General features: G+C 64.0%; 18 protein-coding genes. All 18 read left to right on the top strand.

Annotated features, from left to right (window positions below):
• Window positions 1-159 precede the first annotated feature (159 nt).
• The 18 genes from C722_RS0104540 (at window position 160) to pelG (ending at window position 25,850) form a co-directional block, all read left to right on the top strand.
• The gene (locus C722_RS0104540) at window positions 160-1,368 is read left to right on the top strand and encodes a methyltransferase (protein WP_037063176.1); all 1,209 of its coding nucleotides are present in this window, start codon (window positions 160-162) and stop codon (window positions 1,366-1,368) included.
• A 138-nt stretch (window positions 1,369-1,506) separates the two neighbouring features.
• Window positions 1,507-1,719 (top strand): hypothetical protein, encoded by a 213-nt coding sequence (locus C722_RS0104535; protein ID WP_017639367.1) that lies wholly within the window; start codon window positions 1,507-1,509, stop codon window positions 1,717-1,719.
• Window positions 1,720-2,189: 470 nt separating this feature from the next.
• Window positions 2,190-3,599, top strand: coding sequence for an undecaprenyl-phosphate glucose phosphotransferase (locus C722_RS0104530; protein ID WP_017639366.1), 1,410 nt, complete (start codon window positions 2,190-2,192; stop codon window positions 3,597-3,599).
• 156 nt (window positions 3,600-3,755) lie between these two features.
• On the top strand, window positions 3,756-4,193 hold the full coding sequence (locus tag C722_RS0104525) for a low molecular weight protein-tyrosine-phosphatase (RefSeq protein ID WP_017639365.1): 438 nt from the start codon (window positions 3,756-3,758) through the stop codon (window positions 4,191-4,193).
• Window positions 4,194-4,208: 15 nt separating this feature from the next.
• Entirely contained in the window at window positions 4,209-6,425 is a 2,217-nt protein-coding gene (locus tag C722_RS0104520; protein WP_017639364.1) for a polysaccharide biosynthesis tyrosine autokinase, read from the top strand.
• A 201-nt stretch (window positions 6,426-6,626) separates the two neighbouring features.
• Window positions 6,627-7,502 carry a glycosyltransferase family 2 protein gene (locus C722_RS0104515; protein ID WP_017639363.1) on the top strand — a complete coding sequence of 292 codons (876 nt, stop codon included), beginning with the start codon at window positions 6,627-6,629 and terminating at the stop codon, window positions 7,500-7,502.
• Window positions 7,495-8,235, top strand: a complete 741-nt coding sequence (locus C722_RS0104510) for a WecB/TagA/CpsF family glycosyltransferase (RefSeq protein WP_017639362.1) — start codon at window positions 7,495-7,497, stop codon at window positions 8,233-8,235. Before C722_RS0104515 ends, C722_RS0104510 begins: the two co-directional genes overlap by 8 nt.
• 85 nt (window positions 8,236-8,320) lie before the next feature.
• Window positions 8,321-9,598 (top strand): hypothetical protein, encoded by a 1,278-nt coding sequence (locus tag C722_RS0104505; protein WP_017639361.1) that lies wholly within the window; start codon window positions 8,321-8,323, stop codon window positions 9,596-9,598.
• 55 nt (window positions 9,599-9,653) lie between these two features.
• The gene (locus C722_RS24615; RefSeq protein WP_256204520.1) at window positions 9,654-10,925 is read left to right on the top strand and encodes a flippase; all 1,272 of its coding nucleotides are present in this window, start codon (window positions 9,654-9,656) and stop codon (window positions 10,923-10,925) included.
• 57 nt (window positions 10,926-10,982) lie between these two features.
• Window positions 10,983-12,017: a glycoside hydrolase family 5 protein gene (locus C722_RS0104495; RefSeq protein WP_017639359.1), complete on the top strand. Its 1,035-nt coding sequence runs from the start codon at window positions 10,983-10,985 to the stop codon at window positions 12,015-12,017.
• A gap of 285 nt (window positions 12,018-12,302) precedes the next feature.
• Window positions 12,303-13,415 (top strand): polysaccharide biosynthesis/export family protein, encoded by a 1,113-nt coding sequence (locus tag C722_RS0104490; protein WP_017639358.1) that lies wholly within the window; start codon window positions 12,303-12,305, stop codon window positions 13,413-13,415.
• Window positions 13,416-13,779: 364 nt separating this feature from the next.
• Entirely contained in the window at window positions 13,780-16,503 is a 2,724-nt protein-coding gene (locus C722_RS0104485; RefSeq protein ID WP_017639357.1) for a bifunctional glycoside hydrolase 114/ polysaccharide deacetylase family protein, read from the top strand.
• Window positions 16,484-20,080, top strand: coding sequence for a tetratricopeptide repeat protein (locus C722_RS0104480; protein WP_017639356.1), 3,597 nt, complete (start codon window positions 16,484-16,486; stop codon window positions 20,078-20,080). Before C722_RS0104485 ends, C722_RS0104480 begins: the two co-directional genes overlap by 20 nt.
• A gap of 22 nt (window positions 20,081-20,102) precedes the next feature.
• Window positions 20,103-20,618 carry a hypothetical protein gene (locus tag C722_RS0104475; RefSeq protein ID WP_017639355.1) on the top strand — a complete coding sequence of 172 codons (516 nt, stop codon included), beginning with the start codon at window positions 20,103-20,105 and terminating at the stop codon, window positions 20,616-20,618.
• Window positions 20,618-21,991: a PelD GGDEF domain-containing protein gene (locus C722_RS0104470; RefSeq protein WP_017639354.1), complete on the top strand. Its 1,374-nt coding sequence runs from the start codon at window positions 20,618-20,620 to the stop codon at window positions 21,989-21,991. Before C722_RS0104475 ends, C722_RS0104470 begins: the two co-directional genes overlap by 1 nt.
• The gene (locus C722_RS0104465; protein WP_017639353.1) at window positions 21,969-22,958 is read left to right on the top strand and encodes a lipopolysaccharide assembly protein LapB; all 990 of its coding nucleotides are present in this window, start codon (window positions 21,969-21,971) and stop codon (window positions 22,956-22,958) included. The genes C722_RS0104470 and C722_RS0104465 overlap by 23 nt, the downstream gene beginning before the upstream one ends.
• A complete protein-coding gene (pelF, locus tag C722_RS0104460) occupies window positions 22,955-24,478 on the top strand; it encodes a GT4 family glycosyltransferase PelF (RefSeq protein ID WP_017639352.1) in 1,524 nt (507 codons plus the stop codon). The genes C722_RS0104465 and pelF overlap by 4 nt, the downstream gene beginning before the upstream one ends.
• Window position 24,479: 1 nt before the next feature.
• Window positions 24,480-25,850, top strand: coding sequence for an exopolysaccharide Pel transporter PelG (gene pelG / locus C722_RS0104455; protein ID WP_017639351.1), 1,371 nt, complete (start codon window positions 24,480-24,482; stop codon window positions 25,848-25,850).
• Window positions 25,851-25,882: the final 32 nt, after the last annotated feature.

Genomic DNA, 25,882 nt, shown 5'->3' with positions numbered 1-25,882 from the left:
CGCAAGCCACAGGTCGAAACTCGCGGAGAACGGATCAGCCCGGGTAACCCGCCGCTGGGCCAGACACTGGAGATTTCGATACCCAAGCGTGCCCGGGCAAAGTGACAATAGTGGCCAGGCTCAGCCTTTCTGCCAATCCCGTCATTGCCCAATGCCATCATGCTTGCTGCCGACTTTCTAGACCGCTTCACCGCCCTGGATCTTTTCCTGACCCGGCATCAGCACCTGTGGCGGCCCAGACCCTTCGTCGAGCGTGAGCTGCCCTGGGAGTCGAGCTGCCCGGAACTGGCCGATTGGTTGCGCGCCCGCAGCCTGGAAGCGGCGGAGGCGGCCCATAATACCCCTCAGCTCCTGGCTGCACCTGAACCCTTCCGCTCCCTGGCCAAGACCTCGCTGGCGCTCACTCAGGTCCCCGAACACCAAGACGCTCCTGGCCGCAATCTGTCCGGCAGGCAAGACGTCGACGTACCGGGGCGCAAGTGGCTGCAGATCGAGGCCTTCAGCCGCAAGCTGGACTTCCAGCAACCGGTGCGGCGCTGGGTCGACTGGTGCGCGGGCAAGGGCCACCTGGCCAGGCACCTGACCTATCAGGGTGCGCCAGCGGTCTGCCTGGAGGTCGATGCGGCCCTCGTCGTGGAAGGCGCAAGGCTCAGCCACCGGGCCCGGGCCTCCGTGCACCATTATCAGGCCGATGTGCTCCAAAGGCTGGCAGGCGACCAGCTTGGCAGCCGCGACACACCCGTCGCCCTGCATGCCTGCGGCGACCTGCACACCCAGCTGCTCAGGGTGACGGCAGCGCGCGGCTGTCAGCAACTGGCCCTGGCGCCCTGTTGCTATGACCGCATCTCCGCCGAGGTGTATGGCCCCTTGTCCGCGCCGGCGAAGGCCTCGGCACTGCGGCTGGACCGGGAAGCCCTGCGTCTGGCCCTCTGTGAAACCATCACCGGCGGGCAACGGGTACGCCGGGATAGAGACCTGTCCATGGCGCGACGGCTGGGCTTCGATCTGCTGCAACGCGAGGTCACGGGGCACGATGTCTATCTCAATACGCCGCCACTGCCCAGCCACTGGCTGCGCCAACCCTTCGCCGCCTTCGGTGAAGAGCTGGCAAGACGCAAGGATCTGCTGCTGCCGAACGGAATCGACTGGCCGCTCTGGGAAAGGCGAGGCTTCCAGCGGCTGGCGGAAGTTCGGAATCTCGAGCTGTTGCGCGGCCTGTTCCGCCGTCCCCTGGAGCTCTGGCTGGTATTGGATCAGGCGCTGTTCCTACAGGAGCAAGGTTACAGAGTGACGCTGGGGACCTTCTGTCCAGCCCACCTGACACCGCGCAACCTGCTGCTGACGGCGGAAAAACCCCACTCGGCCTAGGCTCACAGCCGCTCTATCCTGCACGTTTGTCGGAATCTGCGCGACGAAATGTAAAAAATACCTTTTGGTGATGGACTTCTCACAAAGTCTGCACAATAGTTAGGTTGCAATCTCGCAAAAAAAGCAGGAATAACAAAAATGCGCTACTACCTGCCCGTTTGGACCGGCGTCGCCGGTTGCCTCGTCTTCGCCCAAGCCCAGCTGCCCTGGCTTGCGGTGGCCTCCCTCCTCGTCAGCTGGTCCTTCTTGCTGTTCTCGCACGACAACGCAAGGAATTCAGCCTGGCATTCCAAGATCTCCACCCTCCCCGTCAATTCCCCCTTGAGCTTTCAGTCCCATCATCGCCATTGAGGCGTGCTCCAGGCCAGGGACTGGCCTACACCCGACCTGACGGGTCTGGCTGTCTCATTGTTTGGTGAAGCAGCGCACAAATCCCGTATCCCGCATTAAAGTCCGACGGAACGTTTTCCTCCCTTCTGCTGCCCGGACAAACCGCTCATCGCACCCTGCGACGAGAGAAGTGTGCCGGCCGTCCGCCCGCACTGTGACGCACTCCCTCCTTCTTTACATCCCCTCTCCTGCCGCACCTCGTCTGGCGTGCTATTTGCCCTGATTTGGGCTTGCTCGACAGCGCCTCCCCGCCTTTCTACCGTGTGAACCTCTTAATCAGTGCCGAGTCCTAACGTCGCTACAGCCATCATGGCATTTAGCGATCGGTGGCCAGTCATCGGTCCTAGAGCGCCATAGTGAACATTTCAGACGCTGGTAGCTGCCTCGCCCAGTTGAAAGTTCGTGCACGGTATACGCACAAGGATGGAACCATGAATTTGAAAGAACGCGGCATTTTGCATACGAATTCCTCGGCAATCTCGCTCGCACACCGCCTGCTCGACCTCGCCGTGATCACGCTGAGCGCCTACGTGGCAGGTACCTGGGCGTCGGAAACCGGCATGCGTCCCGAGCATTGGGTCGTCATCTTCCTGTCCTTGCTGATCTTCCATTTCCTCACCGAGCTGAACCACGTCTATGGTTCCTGGCGCGGTGAACGCATCACCGATGAACTGCTCAAGATCGCCACCTACTGGGTGCTGACCTTCGCGACCGTGTTCATGGTCGATTACTTCTTCTTCGACCAGTCCTACCTCTCGCCTGGCGTGATGCAGGGCTGGCTGGGCCTGACGCTGGGTACGCTGTGCGGCTATCGCGTGCTGCTGCGCTCGATCATGCACTCCCTGCGCAAAGCCGGCATCAACACCCGCAACGTTGCCATCGCCGGCAACGGCATGGTCGCCCAGCGCCTGGCGCACACCATCAGCACCGCGCCCTGGATGGGCCTGCGCATCGCCGGGTTCTACAGCGACAACCAGGACACCGGTGAAGAAGGCGTGCCCAGCCCAGTGCTGAATGGCGGTCTCGACCGGCTCATGCAGGACGTCCGCTCCGGCCAGGTCGACAAGGTCTACATCACGCTCGGCATGGCCGATCAGAGCAAGATCAATTGGCTGGTCCAGGAGCTGAGCGACACCACGGCGTCCGTCTACATCATCCCGGACATCTTCATGTTCCACCTGCTGCATGCCCGCAGCGAAAGCCTCGATGGCCTGCCCAGCATCAGCATCTTCGATACCCCGATGGATGGCGCCAGCCACATCGTCAAGCGGATCGAAGACATCGTGCTGTCTTCCATCATCCTGGCCATGATCTCCCTGCCCATGCTGGCCATCGCCATCGGCATCAAGATCACCTCGCCCGGTCCGATCTTCTTCAAGCAGAAGCGCTACGGCATGGATGGCAAGCCGATCGAAGTGTGGAAATTCCGCAGCATGAAGGTCATGGAAAATGGCGCCAAGGTCACCCAGGCGACCAAGAATGACACCCGCATCACCCCGTTTGGTGCATTTTTACGACGTACGTCTCTCGATGAATTGCCTCAATTCATTAATGTACTCCGCGGCGAAATGTCCATCGTCGGTCCCCGCCCCCATGCCGTCGCTCACAACGAGCAATACCGCAAGCTGGTGCAGGGCTACATGCTCCGCCACAAGATGAAGCCCGGCATTACCGGTTGGGCTCAGGTCAATGGCTGGCGCGGCGAGACCGATACCCTGGACAAGATGCAGAAGCGGGTCGAGTTCGATCTGGACTATATCCACCACTGGTCTTTCTGGTGGGACGTCAAGATCATCTTCCTCACGCTGTTCAAAGGCTTCATCAATAAGAACGCATACTGAGACCGGCCGGGGCCATTGGCCCGCCCCTCAGCACGACGATCTGGAGCCTGGACTCCCGACCCTAATTACATCGGCAGCAAGCGATCCCTGGAGACAGGCATCGCTGGCTATCTGCCGTCGATACCTGTTGTCCGGACAACAGGAAGGTTTTGAAGAATGATCAAGTCGATATTGGTTGTATGCGAAGGGAACATCTGCCGCAGCCCGGTCGCAGAAGCACTACTGGCCAAGGCGCTGGAAGGCCGTGACGTCCAGGTCGGTTCCGCTGGCATCAGGGCACTGGTTGGCCATGGCATCGAGAAGAACGCACAAGAGGTACTACGGCAAAACGGCATAGATTTCACCACCCACCAAGCTCGCCAAGCGGATGCAGAGATGCTGCGCAAGGCGGATTTGATTTTGACCATGGAAGAGTTTCACTCACGCTCCGTCGAAAGTATTGCTCCTGAAGTCAGGGGTAAGGTTTTTCTGATCGGGAAATGGTTGAGCAATCAAGAAGTACCAGACCCTTATCGCCTTTCTAAAGAGATGTTTCAAAATGTCCACATACTTTTGACGCGCTGTGTAAACAGTTGGCTTCCATACATCAAATAGGGAAGAAGGAATTTCATGACCACGATGCCTCGCTTTACTCCCGAAGTTAAGAATGAGTCGGATATCAACTTTTCCGCACTCTTCGGTATGTTGATCGATTACAAATGGCAACTCCTGTCGGTAATCGGTATTTTCGCCGCGCTCGGTATTGGCTACGCCATCCTGGCCACGCCCATGTATTCGTCCAACGCCATGATCCAGATCGAAATGGAGAAGAAGGGCGTTACCCGACTGACCGATCAGACCAGCGGCATGCCGCCGCCCATGCCCGAGGCGGTGACCGAGATCGAGCTGCTCAAGTCGCGCTCCGTGATCGGCAAGGCGATCGAGAACCTCAAGCTGGATATCGAGGTCAAGCCGCGCTATTTCCCGCTGATTGGCAACTTCGTCGCGCGTCGTTTCGAGCCGCAGAATGAGACCGACGTGGCCTCGCCCCTGCTGGGTCTGAACAGCTTTGCCTGGGGCGGTGAGAAACTGGTCCTCGACCAGCTGGAAGTGCCTGACAGCAACCTCGACAAGCCGATGAAGCTGAAGGTCGAGGACAACCAGAATTTCACCGTCTTCAATGCCGATGACGAAGTGGTGCTGCACGGTGGCCTCGGCCAGCCGGTGAGCAATGCGGGCTACCAGATCAAGGTCGCCACGCTGCAGGCTCGCCCGGGCACCGAATTCACCATCATGAAGAAGCGTTTCTCCAAGACCATCCAGGAATACCAGGGTCGCATCGTCGCCGGTGAGCGCGGCAAGATGTCGGGCATCATCGGTGTCGGTCTGCAGGATGCGGATCCGCTGAAGGCCCAGGCCATCGTCCAGGAAGTCGCGGACATCTATGTTCAGCAGAACATCGATCGCAACGCCGCCGAGTCCACCCAGAGCCTGGAATTCCTGCGTGCCCAGATCCCGGTCGTGAAATCCGATCTGGAAAAGGCCCAGTCCGCGCTGAACTACTACCAGACCAACAAGAAGTCGGTCGATATCGACAGCGAGACCAAGGGCGTCCTGGAACAGACCGTTGCGCTGGACAACCAGATCTCCGAGCTGAACCTCAAGCGCACCGAGATGGATCGCAAGTTCACCCGTCAGCACCCGGCCTACCAGGCGCTGATGAGCCAGCTGGGTCAGCTGCAAGCTGAGCGGGCCAAGCTGCAGAAGCGCGTCGAAGTACTGCCGGAAACCCAGCAGGAACTGCTGCGCCTGAACCGCGACATCGAAGTGACCGGCCAGACCTATGCGCTGATGCTGAACAAGGCTCAGGAGCTAGAAGTCATTCGCGCCGGTACCGTGGGTAGCGTGCGCATCATCGACAACGCCAACGCCAACGTCGATGACCCGTCCGCCCCCAACAAGCCGCTGATCATCGCCGTCGCCATCATCCTGGGCGGCATCGTCGGCCTGGCCATCGTCTACACCCGTCACACCCTGCGTCGCGGCGTCGAGACGCCGGAAGCCATCGAGCAGATCGGTCTGCCGGTCTACGCTTCGATCCCCTACAGCAAGAATCAGGCGGACACCACCAAGGTACTGGGCACCAAGCAGCCGGGCGAATCCTCGCTGACCGCTCTCACCCACCCGACCGATCTGAGCACCGAGGCGCTGCGCAGCCTGCGTACCAGCCTGCACTTCGCCATGATCGAGGCCAAGAACAACATCCTGATGATCTCCGGTCCCAGCCCGGGCGTCGGCAAGTCCTTCGTGTCCTCGAACCTGGCCGCGGTGATCGCCGAGTCCGGCCAGCGCGTCCTGCTGATCGACGGCGACATGCGCAAGGGCTATCTGCACAAGCTGATGAACACCAAGCAGCAGGACGGTCTGTCCGATCTGCTGAGTGGCCGCATCGCCCTGAACGACGCCATCAAGAAGACCGAAGTCGGCAGCCTGGATTTCGTCTCCTGCGGTCAGTTCCCGCCGAATCCGTCGGAACTGTTGATGAGCCTCCGCTTCACCACCGTGCTGAAGAAATTCAGCGAGCTGTACGACATCGTGATCATCGACACCCCGCCGATCCTGGCGGTGACCGAGGCCGGCATCATCGGCAGTCACGCCGGTACCAGCCTGATCGTCGCACGTTTCGGCGTGAACAGTGTCAAGGAGCTTGAGGCGACCAAGCGCCGCTTCGACCTCAACGGCATTCCGCTCAAGGGCGTGATCTTCAACGCCGTGGAGCGCAAGGCCAGTAACTACGGCTCCTATGGCAATTACCACTACTCCTACGAGCAGAACGCCAAGAGCTGATGCACTACCCCGGCTGGACGGCCTGATCGCCGTCCAGCCGATCCCTTCAGGGATCGCGGCAGTATTCGTACAGGCGCATCGAACAAGAAACTACCTCACACAGCGATTTCGAAGGGTTTCCTCCTGAACCCAGCCACGCTTGGCAGCCTTGCATCTCGACGCTGTACCGGATTGATGATTCTGAAGAATAGGAACACGCCAATGAACGTAGTCATGGTGCTCAACTACAAGGCCCCCAACGAAACCATCAGTTGCGTGGAGAGCATCCTCAAGCACTGCCCGTCCATCGATCACGCGGTGGTGGTGGACAACGATTCCCAGGACGGCTCCATCGACGTCCTGCAACGCTGGCAGGCCGACAACGCCCTGAGCCAGGTCACCGTGCTCGCCAGCCCGCGCAACGACGGCTACGCCGGCGGCAACAACTACGGCATGCGCTGGGCGCTGGACAATCTAGCGGTCAAGCATTTCTGGGTCGTCAACAACGACGCCTACGTCAAGGATGATGCCTTCGCCCCGCTGCTGGCCGAGCTGCAGCGCGCGCCCAAGACCATCGTCGGCTCGGTGATCCTGAGCTCCCAGACCGGGCGCCTGGAATGCTATGGCGGCGGCATCCTCTATCCACTGCTGGGCAAGTCCAAGCTGCTGGGCAAGGACATCGACGTCAGCGAGATTTCCCAGCTGGACCGTGAACCCGATTACATCATGGGTTGCAGCATGGCCTTCTGCGCCAGCCTGCTGACCGAGATCGGCTTCATGGACGAAGCCTACTTCATGTATTCCGAGGAAGTGGACTGGCAGCACCAGGCCAAACGCAAGGGCGTCGTGCTCAAGGTCTCACGCGAGAGCCAGCTCTATCACTACGGCTCCATGAGCTCGGGCGGTCGCAGCGCCTTCTATCACTACTTCCGTAATCGTGCGGCGACCCGCTTCAATCGTAAATTCCATGGCACTCCCTATGCGCTGGTGTCCGCCGTGCTCCTGTCCGGCATCACCGTGCTCAAGGAATTCAAGAATCCGAAATTGGCCTGGTCCGGCGTCAAGGGTGCCTTCAAGGGAGCGACGATGCATGTCTAACCTAAGCAACCAAGCCTTCGGTATCGACTTCTTCACCGGTACCAAGGACGAGCTGATGAGCTCGATCAGCCAGGACATCCATCGTCCCTACAGCTACATCGTCACACCGAACATCGACCATGTCGTGCAGCTGCAGAGCAATCCGGACATGCGCGAGTCCTATCAGCGCGCCGGCAAACGCATCTGCGACAGCCGGATCCTGATGCCTATCCTCAAGTCGCTGGGCGTCGCCGTGCCCGAGGTCATCACCGGCAGCGATCTCACCCTGAGCATTCTGCGCAAGGCCAACGACGAGCGCCTGTCGGTGGTGCTGATCGGTTCGAGCGAGAATGACGTGGGCAAGCTGCGCCGGATGTATCCGCACATCCAGCTGGCGCACTACAACCCGCCGATGGGTTTCATCAACGATCCGCTGGAGACGCAGAAATGCGTCGACTTCGTGATGCAGAACCCTTCCGAGTTCATCCTCTATGCCGTCGGGGCGCCGCGCCAGGAAAAGCTCGCACGGCAGATCGACAGCAGCAAGCGTACCGGCGTCGGCCTGTGCATTGGCGCCTCCATCCTGTTCGCCGTCGGCACCGTCAAGCGTGCCCCGCGCTGGATGCAGAAGGCCAAGCTGGAATGGCTGCACCGGATGTGTTCGGAGCCCAAGCGGCTGGCCAAGCGTTACGTGCACGATGCCCTGAGCATCCTGCCCATCTATCTCAAGGAACGCAGCAGTCGCCGCACCTGAGGCGCTGCCCCCGCAGCATTCTCAGCCGCAAGGAAGATGACCACCGGACAAGCAGTCCGGTGGTCCCGTCTGGATGGGTAGGTCTATGAGCATTCTCCGTAAAAGTACCGTTTCCTTCGTTCTCCTGATCCCGTTGCTGATCCTGCACCTGGACGTGTTCGGCGAAAGCCCGCACAACCCGGTCGGCATCCTCTATCTGAACGAGTTGTATCTGGCCATCTGCATGGCCTTCACCTTCTTCTACCTGCTGACCAGCATTGGCACCCAGCAGCGCGAATTCAAGATCCTGATGACCTACGCCGTCTATTCGTCGGTGGTGTTCATCGGGTTGCCGGCGATCTTTTCCTTTCTGTTCTACGGTCAGCCGATCTTCTACGGCCTGATCGAAGAGCGGCGGATCCTGTTCAGCTTCGGTTTCGCCACCCTGATGTTCCTCGGGCGCAACATGAGCGCCTCGCAATTCGAGAAAGCCCTGCTGATCACGGCGCTGCTGGCAGCGGCCATGGCCTGGATGTTCAAGTTCGGCGCGCTGCCGGATCTGCGTGACAAGCAGTCCTCCTTCGACCGTCCGGACCGTTCTTCCATCGGCGCTCCGGCCCTGTGCCTGGCCTACTTCTACTGTATCCAGACCTGGAACAAGGGCATCTCGCCGATCGACGGCTCGGCGCGCAGCAAGACCGTGCACATCGTGCTGGCCATGTTCTTCCTGCTGACCCTGGTGTTCGGCACCCAGACCCGGCAGCTCATCGTGCTGGCACTCTGCTTCACCGTGTTCTGCCTGAAGAGCAAGTCGATCGTCTGGATCTGCGTCTCCGCCCTGCTGCTGTCGCCCTTCTTCATCTTCCCGGACCTGATGAAGGTGCTGGGGCTGAATCTGGATTTCTACGCTCAGTCGGTGGAAGACGGCCCCACCGATGGCGTGCGCGAGCAGACCATCGGTTACATCTTCTCCCACCTCAGCCAGAACCACTGGCTGCCCAGCGGCTCGCTGTCGCTGATGTGGAACAACGGCTTCATTCCCTACTTCGGCGAGTATTTCTTCCTGTCCGACGTAGGCGTGTTCGGCACCGTGTTCCGCTTTGGCTTCCTGGCCTTCATCATCATCCCGGTGTCGCTGTTCCTCTACTATCGCTGGGCGAAGATGCTGCACCCCGATACCGGTTTCGTGGTGACCGCCACCCTGGCCCAGCTGGTGATCTGGCCGCTGGCCGGTTTCTTCGAGTATCTCCAGGCCACCATCTGCTACCTGATGGTGATCCAGGCGCTGCGCGCCCTGCATCACTACAGTTCCGCACCCGTCCAGGAGACCTACGTCAGCAGCCCCTACCCGCGTCCGAGCAGCCAGCTGGCTCGTTCGGTCTGATCCCTCGTGCCGCCCGGCGTCCGCCGGGCGGCCCCAAGGAGTTTTCACCCCCACGATGTCGATGATCAAAAACAGCACCTGGAACATCCTGGGTGTCGTCATTCCCAGTGCCATCGCGCTGCCCACCATGGGCGTGCTGTCGCGTCTGCTCGGTGTCGAGCAGTTCGGCCTGTTCACCCTGGCCTTCGCCATCGTCGGCTATGCCACCTTGTTCGATGCCGGCCTGTCGCGCGCGGTGATCCGCGCCGTCGCCATGCACCACGGCGACAAGGGGCTCAATCGACTGGTCATGGGCACGGCCACCGGCGCCGTCATCGGTCTGAGCCTGCTGGCGACGCTGCTGCTGTGGTTCGGCGCGGGCAAGGTGGTGAGTCTGCTGCACGTCTCGCCCGAGCATTTCGACAATGCCGTGGCCGGCTTTCGCTGGCTGAGCCTGTGCGTACCACCCTTCCTGCTGGCGACGGTCTGGTTCGCCTACCTGGAGGGCAACGAGCGCTTTGGGGAATTCAACATCCTGCGGACCTTCTCCAACAGTCTGCTGGCGATCGCGCCGCTGATCGCGGTGCTGATCGAACCGAGCTTTTCCGCCACCGTGATCGGCCTGGTGCTGGCCCGGGTGATGTCCATGGCGCTGGCCTACTGGCCGCTGCACAAGGACTTCCCGGAAGGCATCCGCACCTTCAAGGTCGAGGTGTTCAAGGAACTGCTGAAATTCGGCAGCTGGATGACGGTGAGCAACATCATCAGTCCGCTGATGGTCTATTTCGACCGCTTCGTGCTGTCGCACATGGTCGGCGCCAGCCGGGTGTCCTTCTACACCGCTCCTGCGGAGGCCGTGTCGCGGATGCTGATCATCCCCAATGCCGTGGCCCGGGTGGTGTTCCCACTCCTGAGCAAGAGCGGCGAAGACGCCGCGCGCCAGGCCAACAAGGCGTTCTGGGGTCTGCTGCTGATCAGCCTGGCGATGGTGTTGCCGATCCTGGTGCTGGCGCCCTGGATCATGACGGTGTGGATGGGTCCGGAGTACGGCGGCGATGCCGCGCAGATCCTGCGTATTCTGGTGGTAGGCTTCATCTTCAACGCCCTGGCGCAGATTCCCTTCGCCAAGATTCAGGCCCGGGGCCATTCGCGGACCACCGCGATGATCCATCTCGCCGAGCTGTTGCCCTATCTGGGCCTGCTGGTGGTGTGCATCCAGCATTTTTCCATCATGGGCGCCGCCATTGCCTGGACCATCCGGGTAACCGTGGACTACCTGGCGCTGGAATACTTCGCTCGACGCACGCCGCCGCTGCAACCCACACCCGTCTATCAGCAGAGTCCCTGAGGGCGCTCTGCTTAGACGAACGTCCGCAATACACGAGAGGTGCTGTCCGTGTCACGAGTGAAACGTCGTATCGGTGGTGGCCTGCTGGCCACCGTATTACTGTCCGCGGCGCTTTATGGCCAGGCGCAGGCAGCGCCGGCGACAGCCAAGGTGGATCTGATCGGCATCAACATGTCGGCCGCCGGCTTCGCGGGTCAGGTCCTGCCTGGCGTGGAAGGCACCAACTACTTCTATCCCACCGAGGATTACTTCCGCCGCTACGCGGCCAAGGGCTTCCGCTTCATCCGCTTCCCCTTCCTCTGGGAACGGGTGCAGCCCCAGCTGGGCGGTGAGCTGGACCAGGCCCAGGTCGCCCTGCTGCAGCGCACTCTGGATTTCGCCGACAAGTACGGCATCCGGGTGATCCTGGACATGCACAACTACGCGCGTTATCGCGGTCAGCTGATCGGCTCGCCGCAGGTGCCCTATGCCAGCTATGCCGATGCCTGGAAGCGCCTGGCCACCACCTTCCAGAAGCATCCGGCGCTGTACGGCTACGACGTCATGAACGAACCCCATGACACCCAAGGCCTCTGGCCTCAGGCCGCGCAGACGGCGGTGGACAGCATCCGCAGCGTCGACATGAAGACGCCGATCTTCATCGCTGGTGACAGCTGGTCCAGCGCCCAGCGCTGGCCCCAGGCGAACGGCGATCTGCTGATCAAGGATCCGGCGGACAACCTGATCTACGAAGCCCACATCTACTTCGACGAGGACTCCAGCGGCAACTATGCCTCCGGCACCAAGGGTGTCCATCCCATGATCGGGGTGGAAAGAACCCGGCCCTTCATCGAGTGGCTGAAAAAGCACAATTTGCGCGGCTTCATTGGCGAATATGGGATACCTGCACACCCACAGTGGCTGGAAGCCATGGACAATCTGCTGAGCTATCTGGGCGAGCAGTGCGTACCTAGCGCCTATTGGGCGGCCGGTCCGGGCTGGGGCGACTATCCCCTGGCCATCGAACCGAAGAACGGCGTGGAAAAGCCCCAGACGGCGCTGCTGGAAAAACACCTGAACCGGCATGACTGCCAGGTCATAGGACCTCGTTGAGGGAGATGTGACAGATTTCGAACGGCGTCACCTTTTTCCGCTCTGGGGGCGCTGAACTCGATGGCTAAAGGCCAGTCCTAGACCAGCAGACTCAGGTGCTCGTACAACTAAAAGCTGAGACCTCGAGTTCTCTCGCACACTGGGCAGGCTAGCCGCATGGAAACCGGTCCACTGTCGAGAAGTGCCTCGTCTCGCGAAGGAACACCATGAATAACCGGCTCGTTGCTTCTACCTTCCGATTTATTCCTCTTGCTCACACTCAATCAGCAATCAAGGACGAATGACATGAAAACCAAATTTACCGCTCTGGCCTTGCTGTCTGGCATCGTCCTGCAGGGTTGTGCCTACTCCCCGGGTCAGTACCTGGACCAGGACGACCTCAAGAGCGATCCAAGCATCCAGGGCACCAAGGTCCAGCTGATCCCGATCACCAGCTCGCTGCTGATGAGTCAGGATTCCGCGGCCCTGACCAAGGCTCCCGACCTCAAGCCCCTGCTGGACTACAAGCCGCAGGCTTACCGCGTCGGTGCGAGCGACCTGCTCTACATCACCGTCTGGGATCACCCCGAACTGACCGCTCCGTCCGGCGCCCAGCAGCAGCTGGAAGCCAACGGTCGCCTGGTACGTCCGGATGGCACCCTCTTCTATCCCTACGTCGGCACCGTGCGCGCCGCCGGCAAGACCCTGGAAGAGATCCGTACCGACATTTCCCGTCGTCTGGCCACCTTCATCGACAATCCCCAGGTCGACGTCAGCGTGCTGAAGTTCGGTAGCCAGAAGGTCACCATCTCCGGCGCCGTGAACAAGGGCGACGCCATTCCCCTGACCACCAAGCCCATCACCCTGGTGGAAGCCCTGGGCCAGGTTGGCGTGGCCAACACCGGTGGTGCCGACCTGACCGGCGTGACCCTGGTGCGCGACGGCAAGGAATACCGCCTGGATACCGACAGCCTGAACCGCAAGGATTCCAAGCTGTACGGCATCTACCTCAAGGACGGTGACAGCATCCACCTGCCCTATAACGACGCCCGCAAGGTCTACGTGGTCGGTGAAGTCCGCACGCCGTCCGCGGTCAGCTACAAGATCACCAACCTGAACCTGATGGAAGCCCTGAGCCAAGCCGGTGGCATCCAGCAGGAAACCGCCAATGCCGATGCCGTCTACGTCATCCGTGGCCCGGAAGACCTGAAGGCTCCGGGTGCCACCGCCCAGGTCTTCCACCTGGCGGCCAAGAACCCCACCGCCTACGTGTTGGCGCAGAATTTCCATCTGCAGCCGCAGGACGTGGTCTTCGTCGGCCCGGCCGGTATCACCCGTTGGAACCGCTTCGTCAGCCAACTGCTGGGCTCCACCAACGTCCTCTCCTCCAGCGCCAGCCTGAACAGCAGCTTCAAGTAATAGCGCTCGCTTGCCGTCATGCCGGTTACCGCCGCGCATGACGGCAATTCTCCTGACATTCGGCTACACCCCCTCCTGCCTTCCTGCGCTACACCTCTCCCCATCGCCACACTTGAAAGCCGCTGCCTAGACGCGCTTGCCTGGCGGCCATCAATTGTTTCGATACCTATTAACCTGGTAATTGCTGCCGCTCGGCTTGGCACGGGCAGTTTTTCGTCACGCTTTTGCGTAATGTAGCTAACCTGATACCGAAGTTGGGTACGTTTAAGGACTGGGTGTGGCGTCAGGCAAGGCAACAAGGGCAGGGTCCCGCTTCGGTGGGTGGCGCAAGCTGACGGTCTGGCTGCTAGGCTATCTGTCCTTCATGGGCACGGCCCTGGCCGCGCCCGCCAGCGTGGCCTTCTGGTACGCGGAAAAACCGCCAGTGGCCGAACTCGCCCAGTTCGACTGGGTGGTGCTCGAACCCGGCCATGCCAGTGCTGCCGATGTCCGCGCCCTGCGCGACGGCGGTGCCCAGCCCTTCGCCTATCTGTCCATCGGCGAATTCGCCGGCGACGCGGCGGCGCTGGAGAAGGCCGGCCTCAGCGCGGGGGCCAGCCCGGTGGCCAATAAGGCCTGGGGCAGCCAGGTGATGAATCTGGCCACGCCGGTCTGGCGGGCCCATCTGCTCGAACGCGCCGCCCAGCTGGCCAAGGCCGGTTACACCGGACTGTTCCTCGATACCCTCGACAGCTTCCAGCTGGTGGCCGAAGACCAGCGCGAAACCCAGCGCCTGGCGCTGCAGAGCCTGCTGGCCGAACTACACCGTCGTCAGCCATCGCTCAAACTGTTTTTCAATCGCGGCTTCGAGGTGCAACCCGAGCTGCCCGGCGTGGCTGCCGCCATGGCGGTGGAGTCCATCTATGCGGGCTGGGATGCCGGCAAGAAAACCTATCGACCGGTCAGCGCCGGAGATCGCGAATGGCTGAAGCCGCGGATCGAGGCGGCGCGCAGTGCCGGCATCCCGGTCATCGCCATCGAATACCTGCCGCCGGAACAGCGTGACGAAGCCCGGCGCCTTGCCAAGCGGCTGCGCGACGAAGGCTATGTGCCCTATATCACCACCCCCGATCTCAATACCCTGGGCATCAGCTCGGTGGCCCTGCAGCCGCGGCGGCTGGCGCTGCTCTACGATGGCCGCGAAGGCGCCTTGCGCCAGTCGGCCGTGCACCGCTTCCTGGGCAGTGCCCTGGAGTACCAGGGCTATCGGCTGGACTATTTCGATGCCTCCAAACCGCTGCCCACGGCCTGGCCTGGCGCGCTCTACGCCGGGGTGGTGGTGTGGATGACCAGCGGCTCGCCACCCAATTCGCGAGCCTTCAGCGACTGGATCGGCCAGCGCCTGGATGAAAAGACGCCCTTGCTGATCCTCGGCGGCCTGCCGCTGGACAACGAGGCCCTGCTCAAGCGACTGGGCCTTGGCGTCAGTCGCAAGCCACTGCCCGACAACCTGACCCTCAAGGTGGCGGACCCCGCCCTCGCCGGCAACTTCGAGGCGCCGGTCAAGTTGCGCACCCGTGGCCTGCCGGCCGTGCAGACGTTGCCAGGCGGGCCGACGCCGGTGGTCAGCCTCACGGGCCAGGATGGCAGCTTCGTGCCCATGGGCGTGGCCCCCTGGGGCGGCTTCGTCTTCAGCCCCTACGTCATGGAGGACGGCCCCGAGGCCAGTCGCTGGATCATCGACCCCTTCGCCTTCACGGCGAAGACTCTACAGCTGCCGCCCCTGCCGGTACCCGACCCCACCACTGAAAACGGCCGCCGCATCGCCACCGTGCATATCGACGGCGACGCCTTCGTGTCCAAGGCCGAAGTACCCGGCGCACCCTATGCCGGCCAGGTGGTCCTGGAACAGTTCATCCAGCCGCATCCCTTTCTGACCTCGGCGTCGATCATCGAGGGCGAGGTCGGGCCCAAGGGCCGCTATCCGGAGCTGACCGCGCAGCTGGAGCCCATCGCCCGCCGGCTGTTCGCCGATCCCAAGGTGGAGGTGGCCACCCATACCTTCAGCCATCCATTCTTCTGGCAACCAGCGGTGGCCGAGCAGAGCGAGAACTTCGAAGCCCAGTACGGCTACATGATGCAGATTCCCGGCTACGACAAGGTGGATTTCACCCGGGAGATCGTGGGTTCGACCCGCTATATCAATGAGCGCCTGACCACCCCGCAAAAGCCGGTGAAGATGGTGTTCTGGTCCGGTGACGCCCAGCCCGATGCGGCCACCCTCAAGCTCGCCTACGACAACGGCCTGCTCAACGTGAATGGCGGCAACTCCCATATCACCCGTTCACAACCCTCGGTGAGTGGCCTCTATCCCTTCATCCGCCCCACTCCCGGCGGCCTGCAGTTCTACGCGCCGATCATCAACGAGAACGTCTACACCAATCTCTGGCGCGGCCCTTACTACGGCTTTCGCGACCTGCTCTATACCTTCGAGCGAACCGAGCACCCCCGCCGTCTGCGTGGGCTGCATCTCTACTATCACTTCTACTCGGGCACCAAGCAGGCCTCGCTCAAGGTCATGGAGGAGATCTACCAGGGCATGGCCGCCGAGCGTCCCCTGTCGCTGTGGATGAGCGATTACCTGAGCCGACTGCACGGCTTCTATACCGCCAGTCTCGCCCGCGAAGACGACGGCAGCTGGTCGATCAAGGCCCTCGATGGCTTGCGCACCCTGCGCCTGGATCCGCGCCTGGGCTGGCCGGATTTGCAGCGCTCCAAGGGCATCGCCGGGGTGCGTGACCTGCCGCAGGGGCGTTATGTCCACCTGGCCGGCGAGAGCGCCCAGCTGGTGCTGCGCGACAGTCGCGATCCCACCCCCGCGCTCGAAGAGGCCAATATTCCGCTGCAGCAATGGGAGTACCTGTCGCCGACCCGTATCCGTTTCGCCTTCGCCGGGCAGTTTCCGCTGGAGCTGACCCTAAGAGCGGCTTCGGCCTGTGAGGTGCGGGTCGGGCGCGAGCGCTACAAGGGCCAGCCGGGACAGGCCGGACTCTGGACGTTCAAACTTCCGCTAACACGAGTGAGTGACGGTGAGATCGTCTGCGGCTAAGAAAACCCGGCTCCTGAGTGGTTGGACGCTGCTGGGGGTCGCGCTCCTCACCGCCCTGGTGCTGGTGCTGACCTTTCACGGCAAGCAGGTGTTCCTGCCGGGCGAAGAGCCGGCCGATCAGGTGTCCATCAGCTACGCCCAGGTGCTGCTCAAGGCGACCCCGGACGATACCGGGCTGCGCATGAAGCTGATCGACCAGTTGATCGCCCTGGGGCGCATCGACGAAGCGCGGCGTCAGCTGCAACTGCTGCCGGAACCCTTGGCGTCGACGCCCTTCTATGCCCTGGAACTGGACATCCTGCAGGCGGAAGCCCAGCCGCAGGGTCTGGCCGATGCCGACCGCGAACGCCTGGCGCAACGGCTGAGCGCCCTCGACGTGGCGACCCTGAGCATGCCCCAGCTGCAACGGGTGGCCGAGCGCGCCCTGCAACTGGCCGATCCGGCCACCGCGGCAGAGCGTTTCGTCGAACTGGCGCGCCGCGATCCACCCCGACGCCAGCAATGGCTGGAACAGGCGGCGCGCTGGAATCTGGCGAGCGGTCGTCAGCAGGAAGCCGCCCGCCTCTATCTGCGCCTGGCCGATCTCGCCGACTCGGCCGAGCAGCGCCAGGGCTACCGGCACCAGGCCTTCGATGCCTGGCTGGCCGCCGGCCAGGGCGCCGAAGCCGCCGCCCTGCTGGAACAGGAACTGCCTCGGCTGCAGCACGATGCCCGTGGTCTGGCCTGGCTGCAGGCCGGGGTTGCCGCGGCCCAGGGCAGCGGACGCCTGGATCTGGCCCAGCGCCTGATCGAACGCTGGCGCGAGTGGCAACCGGACGATCCGGCCGCCCTGGAGGCCGCCTACCGGCTGGCCCTGGCGCGCGGTGACACCGAACGCGCCTGGGAGGAAGGTCATCAACTGCTGGCGCTGCGTCCTGACGATGAGCCACTGCTCGCGGAGCTCGCCCAGCTGGGTGAATGGACCGGACGGGTGGACGAGGCACTCGACCTCTGGCTGCGCCTGCTCGCCCGCCAGGATGACCCCGCCCGTCGCGATCATGCCTGGAAGCTGGCCGCCCGGGCCTTTCGCTTCGATGCCGTGGTCGAATTGCTCGGTCGGGTGTCCCACGAGCGCCAGCTGGACAAGACCGAACTGGATGCCCTGATCTTCGCCTACGAGTCCCTGGGTGATCCCGAGGCGGAAGAACGCTGGCTGCGCGGCTACATCAAGCGCCAACCGAAGCAGCGCCTGGTGTGGGAACGGTTGCAACAGTTGCTGGCCCGCACCGAACAGGGCGAGGCCGAAGCCGAAGGCTGGGCCGCCTTTGGCAAGCGCTTCCCGCTGACCACCGAGGAGTACCTGGCCTGGGCCGACACCCTGTGGACCCTGTTCAAGCCCGAAGAGGCCTGGGCGGTACTCGAACGGGTCCCGGCCAAGCAGCGCCAGCGCGACGACTACTGGCGGCAGCGCGCGGAACTGGCCTGGGAACTGGAGCGCGACGCGGACGCCCAGGTGGCCTTCGAACGCCTGGCCGCCAGCAGCAAGGGGCTGATGGCCAACGACGAGGATCGGCTGCTGGAGTTGTACCGGCGCACGGCGCCGCGCAAGGCGCTGGTGCTGCTGGAACAGAGCTGGGAGAAGCGCAAGGACCAGCGGCGCCTGACCGAAGCCCTGCAATGGGCCGAGCAACTCAAGGATGCCACCGCGCTGGAGCGGCTGCTGGCCAGCGCCGCCCGCGAACCGGCATCGGCCGACAATCCCGCCGTCTGGCTGGCGCGATCGGGTCTTGACTTCCAACGCGGGCGCATCGCCCAGGCCGAAGAAGGCTATCGCCGGGCCCTGCAGCGCTTCCCGGACGACGACCGCTTCCGCGAGCGCCTGCTGTGGCTGCTCATCGACCAGAATCGCCAGACCGAACTGGCCACCCTGTTGCGCGACTGGAAGGGCCGGGCCCGCGACAGCGACGTGCTCTGGCTGCCCTTCGGCAGTGGCCTGGTGCTGCTGGGCCAGGCGGAAGAGGCGCTGGGCTGGTATCGCCGCTATCTGGACGCCCATGCCCAGGACTGGCTGGTCCAGGCCGCCTATGCCGATGCCCTGGACGCCGCCGGCCACCAGGACGCGGCGTTGCGGCTACGCAAGGCGGTCACGCCGCACCTGGCCAACGACGAGGTGCCCGCCACCCCCGAGCGCTATGCCACCTATCTGCGACTGCTCTCCAGCCTGCGCGGTCCCCAGGCAGCCCTGGCCCAGGCGCGCGCCTGGCAGGACGGCTCGCCAAGCATGCTGCAGCTCTGGTTCGACCAGTGGCTCGACGCCCTCAGTCAGAACAACGACGACGGCCTCAAGAGCGAATGGCTGGCCTGGGCCAAGAGCCGTGGCCTGAAGGTGCGCCAGTACGAGCAGTTGCAGGAGGTCCTGCGCCGGCAGAATCGCGGCGAGCTGGAGAAGTTGCTGGCGGCCGGCGATCTGGATCCGGCCCAGCGCGTCGAGGTGCTGCAGCGCCTCGGCCATGCCGGCGACGCCCAGGCCGCGGCCCTGACGGCGGCCGGCGACGAGCCGCCGGAGGTCATCCAGCGACAGTTGCTGCGACAGGCCACCGAGCAGGCCGAACGCACCCCCAATGGGGTCCAGGCCGGCTGGGAACGCCGCGACTATGGCGGCCTGGTCGAGCAGGGCACCGAGGTACGCGCCGCCCGGCGACTCAGCGATGACGTCTACGCCGATGTCCAGTTCAAGCAGAATCGCGTGGAAAGCGACGGCCTCAAGTCCGATGCCCTGGGCAACGAGCACCAGATGCTGCTCAAGGTGCTGAAGAATCTGACCGACGGCGGTCTGGAAACCACCGTGGACGCCAGTCAGCGGTCGGACAGCAATCGCCTGGGCCTGGGCGTCGCCCGCACTTGGCGTATCGATGGCAACACCGAGATCGAAGCGGCCCTGGACTGGCACCGGCAACCCGACGAAAGCGGCTATCTGCGCGCCCTGGGCCGGCGCGACAGCGTCAGCCTGGCCGGTCGCCACAACCTCACGCCACGCGACCAGCTGAGCTGGCGGGCGGCGCACAATCGCTATTCCAGTCGCGACGGCGATGCCCTGGGCAGCGGCTTCGCCTTCAACCTGGAGCTGAGCCATATGATCTTCTTCGAAGGCCCGACTTGGCAGGTGCGCAGCGGCATCACCTATCAGCAGAACAAGGCGCGCAGCACCCTGCCCGCCAGCGTCACCCGTTATTTGCAGCCCCTGGCCGGCAGTGGCGAGAACGGCGAGGTCACCGTGGCCGACCTGGAGGCCCTGGGCGGTACCCAGCTCTTGCAGGATCGCTATGGCCAGCTCTATGTCGGCAGCAGCTGGCGGCGTGGCATTCCCGGTTCGCTCAACCGCACCCATCCCCAGTACAGCTGGTTGGTGGATACCCTGGTCGGCTGGCAGTGGACCGAGCGCGAATTCAACTACGGTTTGAATGTCGGCCTGGGCATGGCAGTGCTCGGCGACGACGAACTGGCGTTCACCGCCGGCTACCAGTCCGCGCCCCAGGGCAGCGGCGGTCAGGCCGGCAGCACCCTGGGCATTCAATACAGCAATCGAATCGGTCGCTAGGCCGTTTCAAGGGAGAGACCTCATGAACATCACGCGTCTGCTCGTCGCCAGTGTCGCCACCGTGCTGCTGGCCGGCTGCTCGAGCTTTACCCGTCCCAGCGGCGAGGCCCTGCCCAAGGATGCCCGCTGGGGCCTGGTGCCCCTGGCCAACTATGCCCAGGCGCCCATGGCCGGCGATCGCGCGGCGCAGATCCTGGTCAGCGTGCTCGGCGAGCGCGGCATCCGCCCACAGGTCTACGACGACAGCCAGGGCGGCAACCCCACCGACGACGAGAAAGCCCGCCAGCGCGCGGCCCTGGACTGGGCGCGGCAGCAGAATCTGCAATACGTGCTCACCGGCAGCGTGGACGAGTGGCAGTACAAGAACGGTCTGGACGGCGAGCCGGCGGTGGGCGTGACCCTGCAGGTGGTCGAGCCGGCCAGCGGCCGGGTGGTCTGGAGCAACAGCGGCGCCCGCTCCGGCTGGTCCCGCGAGAGCCTGGCGGCCACCGCGCAAAAGGTCCTGCGCGGCACCGCGCAAGAGCTGCAGTTGCGCTGATGGCCCTGCAATCCGTCCACAAGGACTACACCCTGGCGCCGCGCGCCAGTGGCCGCCTGTCCTGGCTGGAGACCCTGCTGGTCACGGCGGCCGCCCTGGGCCTGGGCTTCTGGCTAGTGCCGGAAGACCCCCTTATGGTTGGCCTGGCCTTTCCCTGGGTGGTGTTCGCGCCCATCCTCATGGGGGTGCGCTATGGCTTCATGCGCGGCCTGGTAAGTGCCGGCTTGCTAGTGGTGGCGCTGCTCTATCTGCATCGCCAGGGCTATCCGGCCTATGAAGAGATCCCGCCGTCCTTTATCGTCGGCGTGCTGCTCAGCGCCATGCTGGTGGGCGAATTCCGCGATCTCTGGGATCGCCGCCTGGAACGCCTGGACCTGGCCAACGACTATCGCCAGCTGCGTCTGGACGAATTCACCCGCGCCCACCACCTCCTGCGCATCTCCCACGATCGCCTGGAACAGCGCGTCGCCGGCAACGACCTCAGCCTGCGCAGCTCGCTGCTGGACCTGCGGCGCCAGCTGCGCGAGGTGCCCCGCGAGCAGGATGCCCTGCAGGCCCTGGCCGAACCCATCGTCGGCCTGCTGACCCAATACGGTTCGCTGCGCGTGGCGGGCCTCTACCGGGTCGACGCCAATGGCCGGGTGGATCGTCGCGCCCTCGCCAGCCAGGGCGAGATGCCTGGCATCGATCCCGACGACCTGCTGGTGCGCCTGACCCTGGCGCGCGGTGAGACCCTGAGCATCCGCCAGGCGCTGCTGGAGCGCGGCGAGACCCAGCATTCGGCGCTGCAGGCCTGCGTGCCGCTGCTGGACACCGAGGAGCGGCTGCTGGCGGTGCTGGCCATCGAGCAGATGCCGTTCTTTTCCTTCAACGAGCGCACCCTCAATCTGCTGACCATCCTCGCCGGCCACATCGCCGACCTGCTGGGCAGCGATCCCCAGGCGCTGGCCCTGGCCGACGACGACGCCCAGCAATTTTCCCAGCACCTCAAGCGCTCGCTGCGCGATGCCCAGCAGCACGCCCTGCCCGCCTGCCTGTTCTGCTTCGAGATGACCGAGGCCGACGGTGGCGAGCGCGCCTTGGCGCTGCTGGAAGGCAGCCGCCGCGGTCTCGACCTGCAACTGCGCCTGACCAATCAGGCCGGCCACCCCTGCCTGCTGGTGCTCTTGCCGCTGACCTCCTCCGACGGCCTGGAAGGCTATCGCCGCCGGCTGCGTCAGCTGCTGGCCGAGCGCCATGGCCAGGACAGCACCCTGGAAAGCCTGGGCGTGCGCAGCCACGAACACGAGCTGCTGCCCAAGACCCGCGCCCAGGAGTTGCGCGTCTTCCTGTTCAACGAGTGTGGTCTGCATGAACAGCAAGTGGCTGTTTAGCGGCGCCTTCGCCTTCGAGGCCAGCAGCTGGGCGCTGCTGTTCGCCAATCTGCCGGTAGCGGCGGCGGCCCTGGCCTTCGCCACCGCCCATGCCGCCGGCAGTGCTCTGCTGGCGGGCGGTGCCTGGCTGTTGCTGCCGCGACGCTACCAACGGCCGCTGCCCTGGAGTCCGCTGTTTCTCTTTGCCCTGGCCTTCTTCATTCCGCTGCTGGGTGCAGTCGGGGTGATCGCCGCGGTGTTTCCGGCGCTCTATCTGCCGCGCAAGCACCGCGAGATCGCCTGGGAGGCGCGTAGCGTGCCCAATCTGCCGTTCCGCCCACTGGAGCGGCGCGAGGAGATGCTGTTCAGCGATGGCGGCCTGCAGGACGTATTGCGCCATGCGCCCAGCACCGACAAGCGCCTGACCGCGCTCTTCGCCACCCGGCGCATGCCCGGACGCGATGCCATCCCCATCCTCAAACTGGCCCTGCGCGATCCGGCCGACGACGTCCGGCTGCTCGCCTATTCGATGCTCGACCAGCAGGAAAGCCAGATCAACCAGCGCATCGAGACCCAGCTCGGCGAACTGGCCAGCACGCCTGCGGAGCGCCAGCCGGCGCTGCACGGCACCCTGGCCCGCGGCTACTGGGAGCTGGCCTATCTGGGCCTGGCCCAGGGCAGCGTCCTGCGCCACGTGCTGGGTCAGGCGCGGGAACACATCGAGCTGGCCCTGGCCGGTGAAGAAAACGAAGAACTGCGCATCCTGGCCGGGCGCATCGCCCTGGAACAGGGCGAGCCGGAACGGGCCCTGGAATTCTTCCAGGCCGCCGAAGCGGCGGGCGTACCCCTGGCCCAGCTGGCGCCCTTCCGCGCCGAAATCGCCTTTTTGCGCCGCGATTACGCGGTCATCCCGGCACTGCTCGACAGCCTGCCGGCGGATCTGAAGAAGCGGCCGCCGTTCGCCGCCCTGGTGAAGTACTGGTTATGAAAGACGCCACCGCCGCGACCGTGACACCCGATGTCTGCCTGCTGCTGGAGGGCACCTGGCCCTATGTGCGCGGCGGGGTGTCGAGCTGGGTCAACCAGCTGATCCTCGGCCTGCCGGAGCTGACCTTCTCGGTGTTCTTCATCGGTGGCCAGCGCGAGAACTACGAGAAGCGCCACTACGCCATCCCGCCCAACGTGGTGCACATCGAGGAGCACTTCCTCGCTGGCTCCTGGGTGCCCAAGGCAGCGCCCATCAGCCCGCGACGCCAAGCGCCGGTACAGCTGCTGCGCGATCTGCACGCCTTCCTGCACCACCCCGACGAACCCAGCGCCGCCCAGGGCGATGCCCTGGTGGACGCCTTCGCCGAAGGCAAGGTGACCCTGGACGATTTCATGTACAGCCGCGCCAGCTGGGAGGCCATCACCGAGGGCTACGAGCGCTATTGCACCGATCCCTCCTTCGTCGACTACCTCTGGACCCTGCGCGCCATGCAGGCGCCGCTGCTGATGCTGGCCGAAGCCGCGCGCCGCCTGCCCCGGCCACGGATGATCCACTCCATCTCCACCGGTTATGCCGGCATGCTCGGCGCCATCCTGCAGCGCCGCTGGGGCTGCAACTTCCTGCTCAGCGAGCATGGCATCTACACCAAGGAGCGCAAGATCGACCTGGCCCAGGCCAAGTGGATCGCCGAAGGCCCGGACGAGGCCCTGCGTACCGGACTGGACGTGGACGTCAGCTATATCCGCCGGCTGTGGATCCGCTTCTTCGAGCGTATCGGCCTGCTCACCTACAAGGCCGCCGATCCGATCATCTCGCTCTACGATGGCAACCGCCGCCGGCAGATCCAGGACGGTGCCGATCCCGCGCGCTGCCGGGTGATCCCCAATGGCATCAGCCTCACCCAGTGGCAGGACGCCCTGGAGCGTCGCCCCGAAGGCGTGCCGCCGGTGGTGGGGCTGCTGGGTCGGGTGGTGCCGATCAAGGACGTCAAGACCTTCATCCGTGCCATGCGCGGGGTGATCAGCGCCATGCCCGAGGCCGAGGCCTGGGTGGTCGGCCCGGAAGACGAAGACGAGGAATACGCCGCCGAATGCCACAGCCTGGTCACCAGCCTGGGTCTGGAGGGCAAGGTGAAATTCCTTGGCTTCCAGAAGATCGGTAACATCCTGCCCAAGCTCGGCCTCATGGTGCTGACCTCCATCAGCGAGGCCCAGCCGCTGGTGATCCTCGAAGGCTGGGCCGCCGGCGTGCCGGTGGTGAGCAGCGACGTGGGTTCCTGCCGCGAGCTGATCGAGGGCTCGCTCCCCGAGGACCGCGCCCTGGGCACCGGCGGCAGCGTGGTCGCCATCGCCGATCCCCAGGCCACCGCCCGCGCCATCCTCGCCCTGCTGCGCAATCCCGGTCGCTGGCAGGCCGCGCAGCGCACCGGGCTGGCCCGGGTCAATCGCTACTACACCGAGCCGCTGATGCTGGAACGCTATCGCGAGCTCTACCAGGACGCCATCGGGAGGGTCGTCTGACATGGCCGGCATCGGCTTCGAACTGCGCAAGATCCTCGCGCGCGACTCCTACACCGCCACCCTGCGCGCCTATGTCTATGCCGGCCTGATCAGCTCCGGCCCCTGGGTGCTGTCGATCATCAGCGTCATGCTGATCGGCGTGCTGGCCACCGGCATCGTCACCCCCAGCGTGCTGATCCGCCAGTTCCTGGTCACGGTGACCTACCTCATGGCCAGTTCGCTGATCCTCACCGGCGGCCTGCAGCTGTATTTCACCCGCTTCGTCTCGGATCGGCTGTTCGAGGAAAAGCAGACCAGCATCCTGCCCAACCTGGTGGGCATCCTGCTGCTGGTGACCCTGGTGGCCGGCGGCCTGGGCTTCCTGCTGCTGGCCACCCTGTTCGACCAGCCCTTCGCCTACCGGCTGCTGGTGCTGGCCAACTTCGTCACCCTCTGCGACCTCTGGCTGGTGATCATCTTCCTGTCCGGGATGAAGGCCTACAACCGCATCCTGGTGGTAATGACCCTGGGCTACGCCATCATGATCGCCGCCGCCTTCGTGCTGCGCTTCCTGGGCATGGACGGCCTGCTGATGGCCCTGCTGCTGGGTCACGCCGCGCTGCTGTTCATGTTTCTCTACGACATCATCCGCGAGTACCCGGCCGATCGCCTGGTGGCCTTCGACTTCCTCGACCGCAAGCAGATCTTCGTCAGCCTGCTGGTCACCGGGCTGTTCTACAACCTGGGCATCTGGGTCGACAAATTCGTCTTCTGGTTCAATCCGCTGACCTCCGATGCCGTCATCGGCCCCCTGCGCGCCTCCATCCTCTACGATCTGCCAATCTTTCTCGCCTACCTTGCGATCATCCCCGGCATGGCGGTGTTCCTGGTGCGCATCGAGACCGACTTCGCCGAGTGGTACGAGCGGGTGTTCAACGCCGTGCGCGGCGGCGAGACCCTGCAGCACATCAGCCAGCTCAAGGAACAGATGATCCTGGCCATCCGCCAGGGCCTGCTGGAGATCTGCAAGGTCCAGGGTCTGACCCTGGTGCTGGTGTTCCTGCTGGCGCCGCAGCTGCTGGCCTGGCTCGGCATGTCGCATTACTACCTGCCGCTGTTCTACATCGACGTGGTGGGGGTGAGCATCCAGGTGGTGTTCATGGCGCTGCTCAACGTCTTCTTCTACCTGGACCGGCGCGACACCGTGCTGATGCTCTGCACCCTGTTTCTCGGCCTCAACCTGGCACTGACCCTGCTCAGCATCGAGCTGGGCCCAAGCTTCTTCGGCTATGGCTTCACCGTCTCCCTGGCCTGCTGCGTGCTGCTCGGCCTGCACCGCCTGGACCGGGTGCTGGACGACCTGGAATACGACACCTTCATGCTCCGGCACTGAGGTGCCGCTGGCACCGGACGAACGGTGTGACC

The organism is Pseudomonas sp. 313 (assembly GCF_000316965.1).
Classification (GTDB): Bacteria; Pseudomonadota; Gammaproteobacteria; order Pseudomonadales; family Pseudomonadaceae; genus Chryseomonas; species Chryseomonas benzopyrenica.
Note: the sequence above shows the minus strand (reverse complement) of the source record. Positions and strands in the feature narration are given on the sequence as shown.

Excerpts from the sequence above, each read along its gene's own strand:
- C722_RS0104540 (WP_037063176.1), top strand. The coding sequence starts at position 160 with ATGCTTGCTGCCGACTTTCTAGACCGCTTCACCGCCCTGGATCTTTTC.
- C722_RS0104535 (WP_017639367.1), top strand. The coding sequence starts at position 1,507 with ATGCGCTACTACCTGCCCGTTTGGACCGGCGTCGCCGGTTGCCTCGTC.
- C722_RS0104530 (WP_017639366.1), top strand. The coding sequence starts at position 2,190 with ATGAATTTGAAAGAACGCGGCATTTTGCATACGAATTCCTCGGCAATC.
- C722_RS0104525 (WP_017639365.1), top strand. The coding sequence starts at position 3,756 with ATGATCAAGTCGATATTGGTTGTATGCGAAGGGAACATCTGCCGCAGC.
- C722_RS0104520 (WP_017639364.1), top strand. The coding sequence starts at position 4,209 with ATGACCACGATGCCTCGCTTTACTCCCGAAGTTAAGAATGAGTCGGAT.
- C722_RS0104515 (WP_017639363.1), top strand. The coding sequence starts at position 6,627 with ATGAACGTAGTCATGGTGCTCAACTACAAGGCCCCCAACGAAACCATC.
- C722_RS0104510 (WP_017639362.1), top strand. The coding sequence starts at position 7,495 with ATGTCTAACCTAAGCAACCAAGCCTTCGGTATCGACTTCTTCACCGGT.
- C722_RS0104505 (WP_017639361.1), top strand. The coding sequence starts at position 8,321 with ATGAGCATTCTCCGTAAAAGTACCGTTTCCTTCGTTCTCCTGATCCCG.
- C722_RS24615 (WP_256204520.1), top strand. The coding sequence starts at position 9,654 with ATGTCGATGATCAAAAACAGCACCTGGAACATCCTGGGTGTCGTCATT.
- C722_RS0104490 (WP_017639358.1), top strand. The coding sequence starts at position 12,303 with ATGAAAACCAAATTTACCGCTCTGGCCTTGCTGTCTGGCATCGTCCTG.
- C722_RS0104485 (WP_017639357.1), top strand. The coding sequence starts at position 13,780 with ATGGGCACGGCCCTGGCCGCGCCCGCCAGCGTGGCCTTCTGGTACGCG.
- C722_RS0104475 (WP_017639355.1), top strand. The coding sequence starts at position 20,103 with ATGAACATCACGCGTCTGCTCGTCGCCAGTGTCGCCACCGTGCTGCTG.
- C722_RS0104470 (WP_017639354.1), top strand. The coding sequence starts at position 20,618 with ATGGCCCTGCAATCCGTCCACAAGGACTACACCCTGGCGCCGCGCGCC.
- C722_RS0104465 (WP_017639353.1), top strand. The coding sequence starts at position 21,969 with ATGAACAGCAAGTGGCTGTTTAGCGGCGCCTTCGCCTTCGAGGCCAGC.
- pelF (WP_017639352.1), top strand. The coding sequence starts at position 22,955 with ATGAAAGACGCCACCGCCGCGACCGTGACACCCGATGTCTGCCTGCTG.
- pelG (WP_017639351.1), top strand. The coding sequence starts at position 24,480 with ATGGCCGGCATCGGCTTCGAACTGCGCAAGATCCTCGCGCGCGACTCC.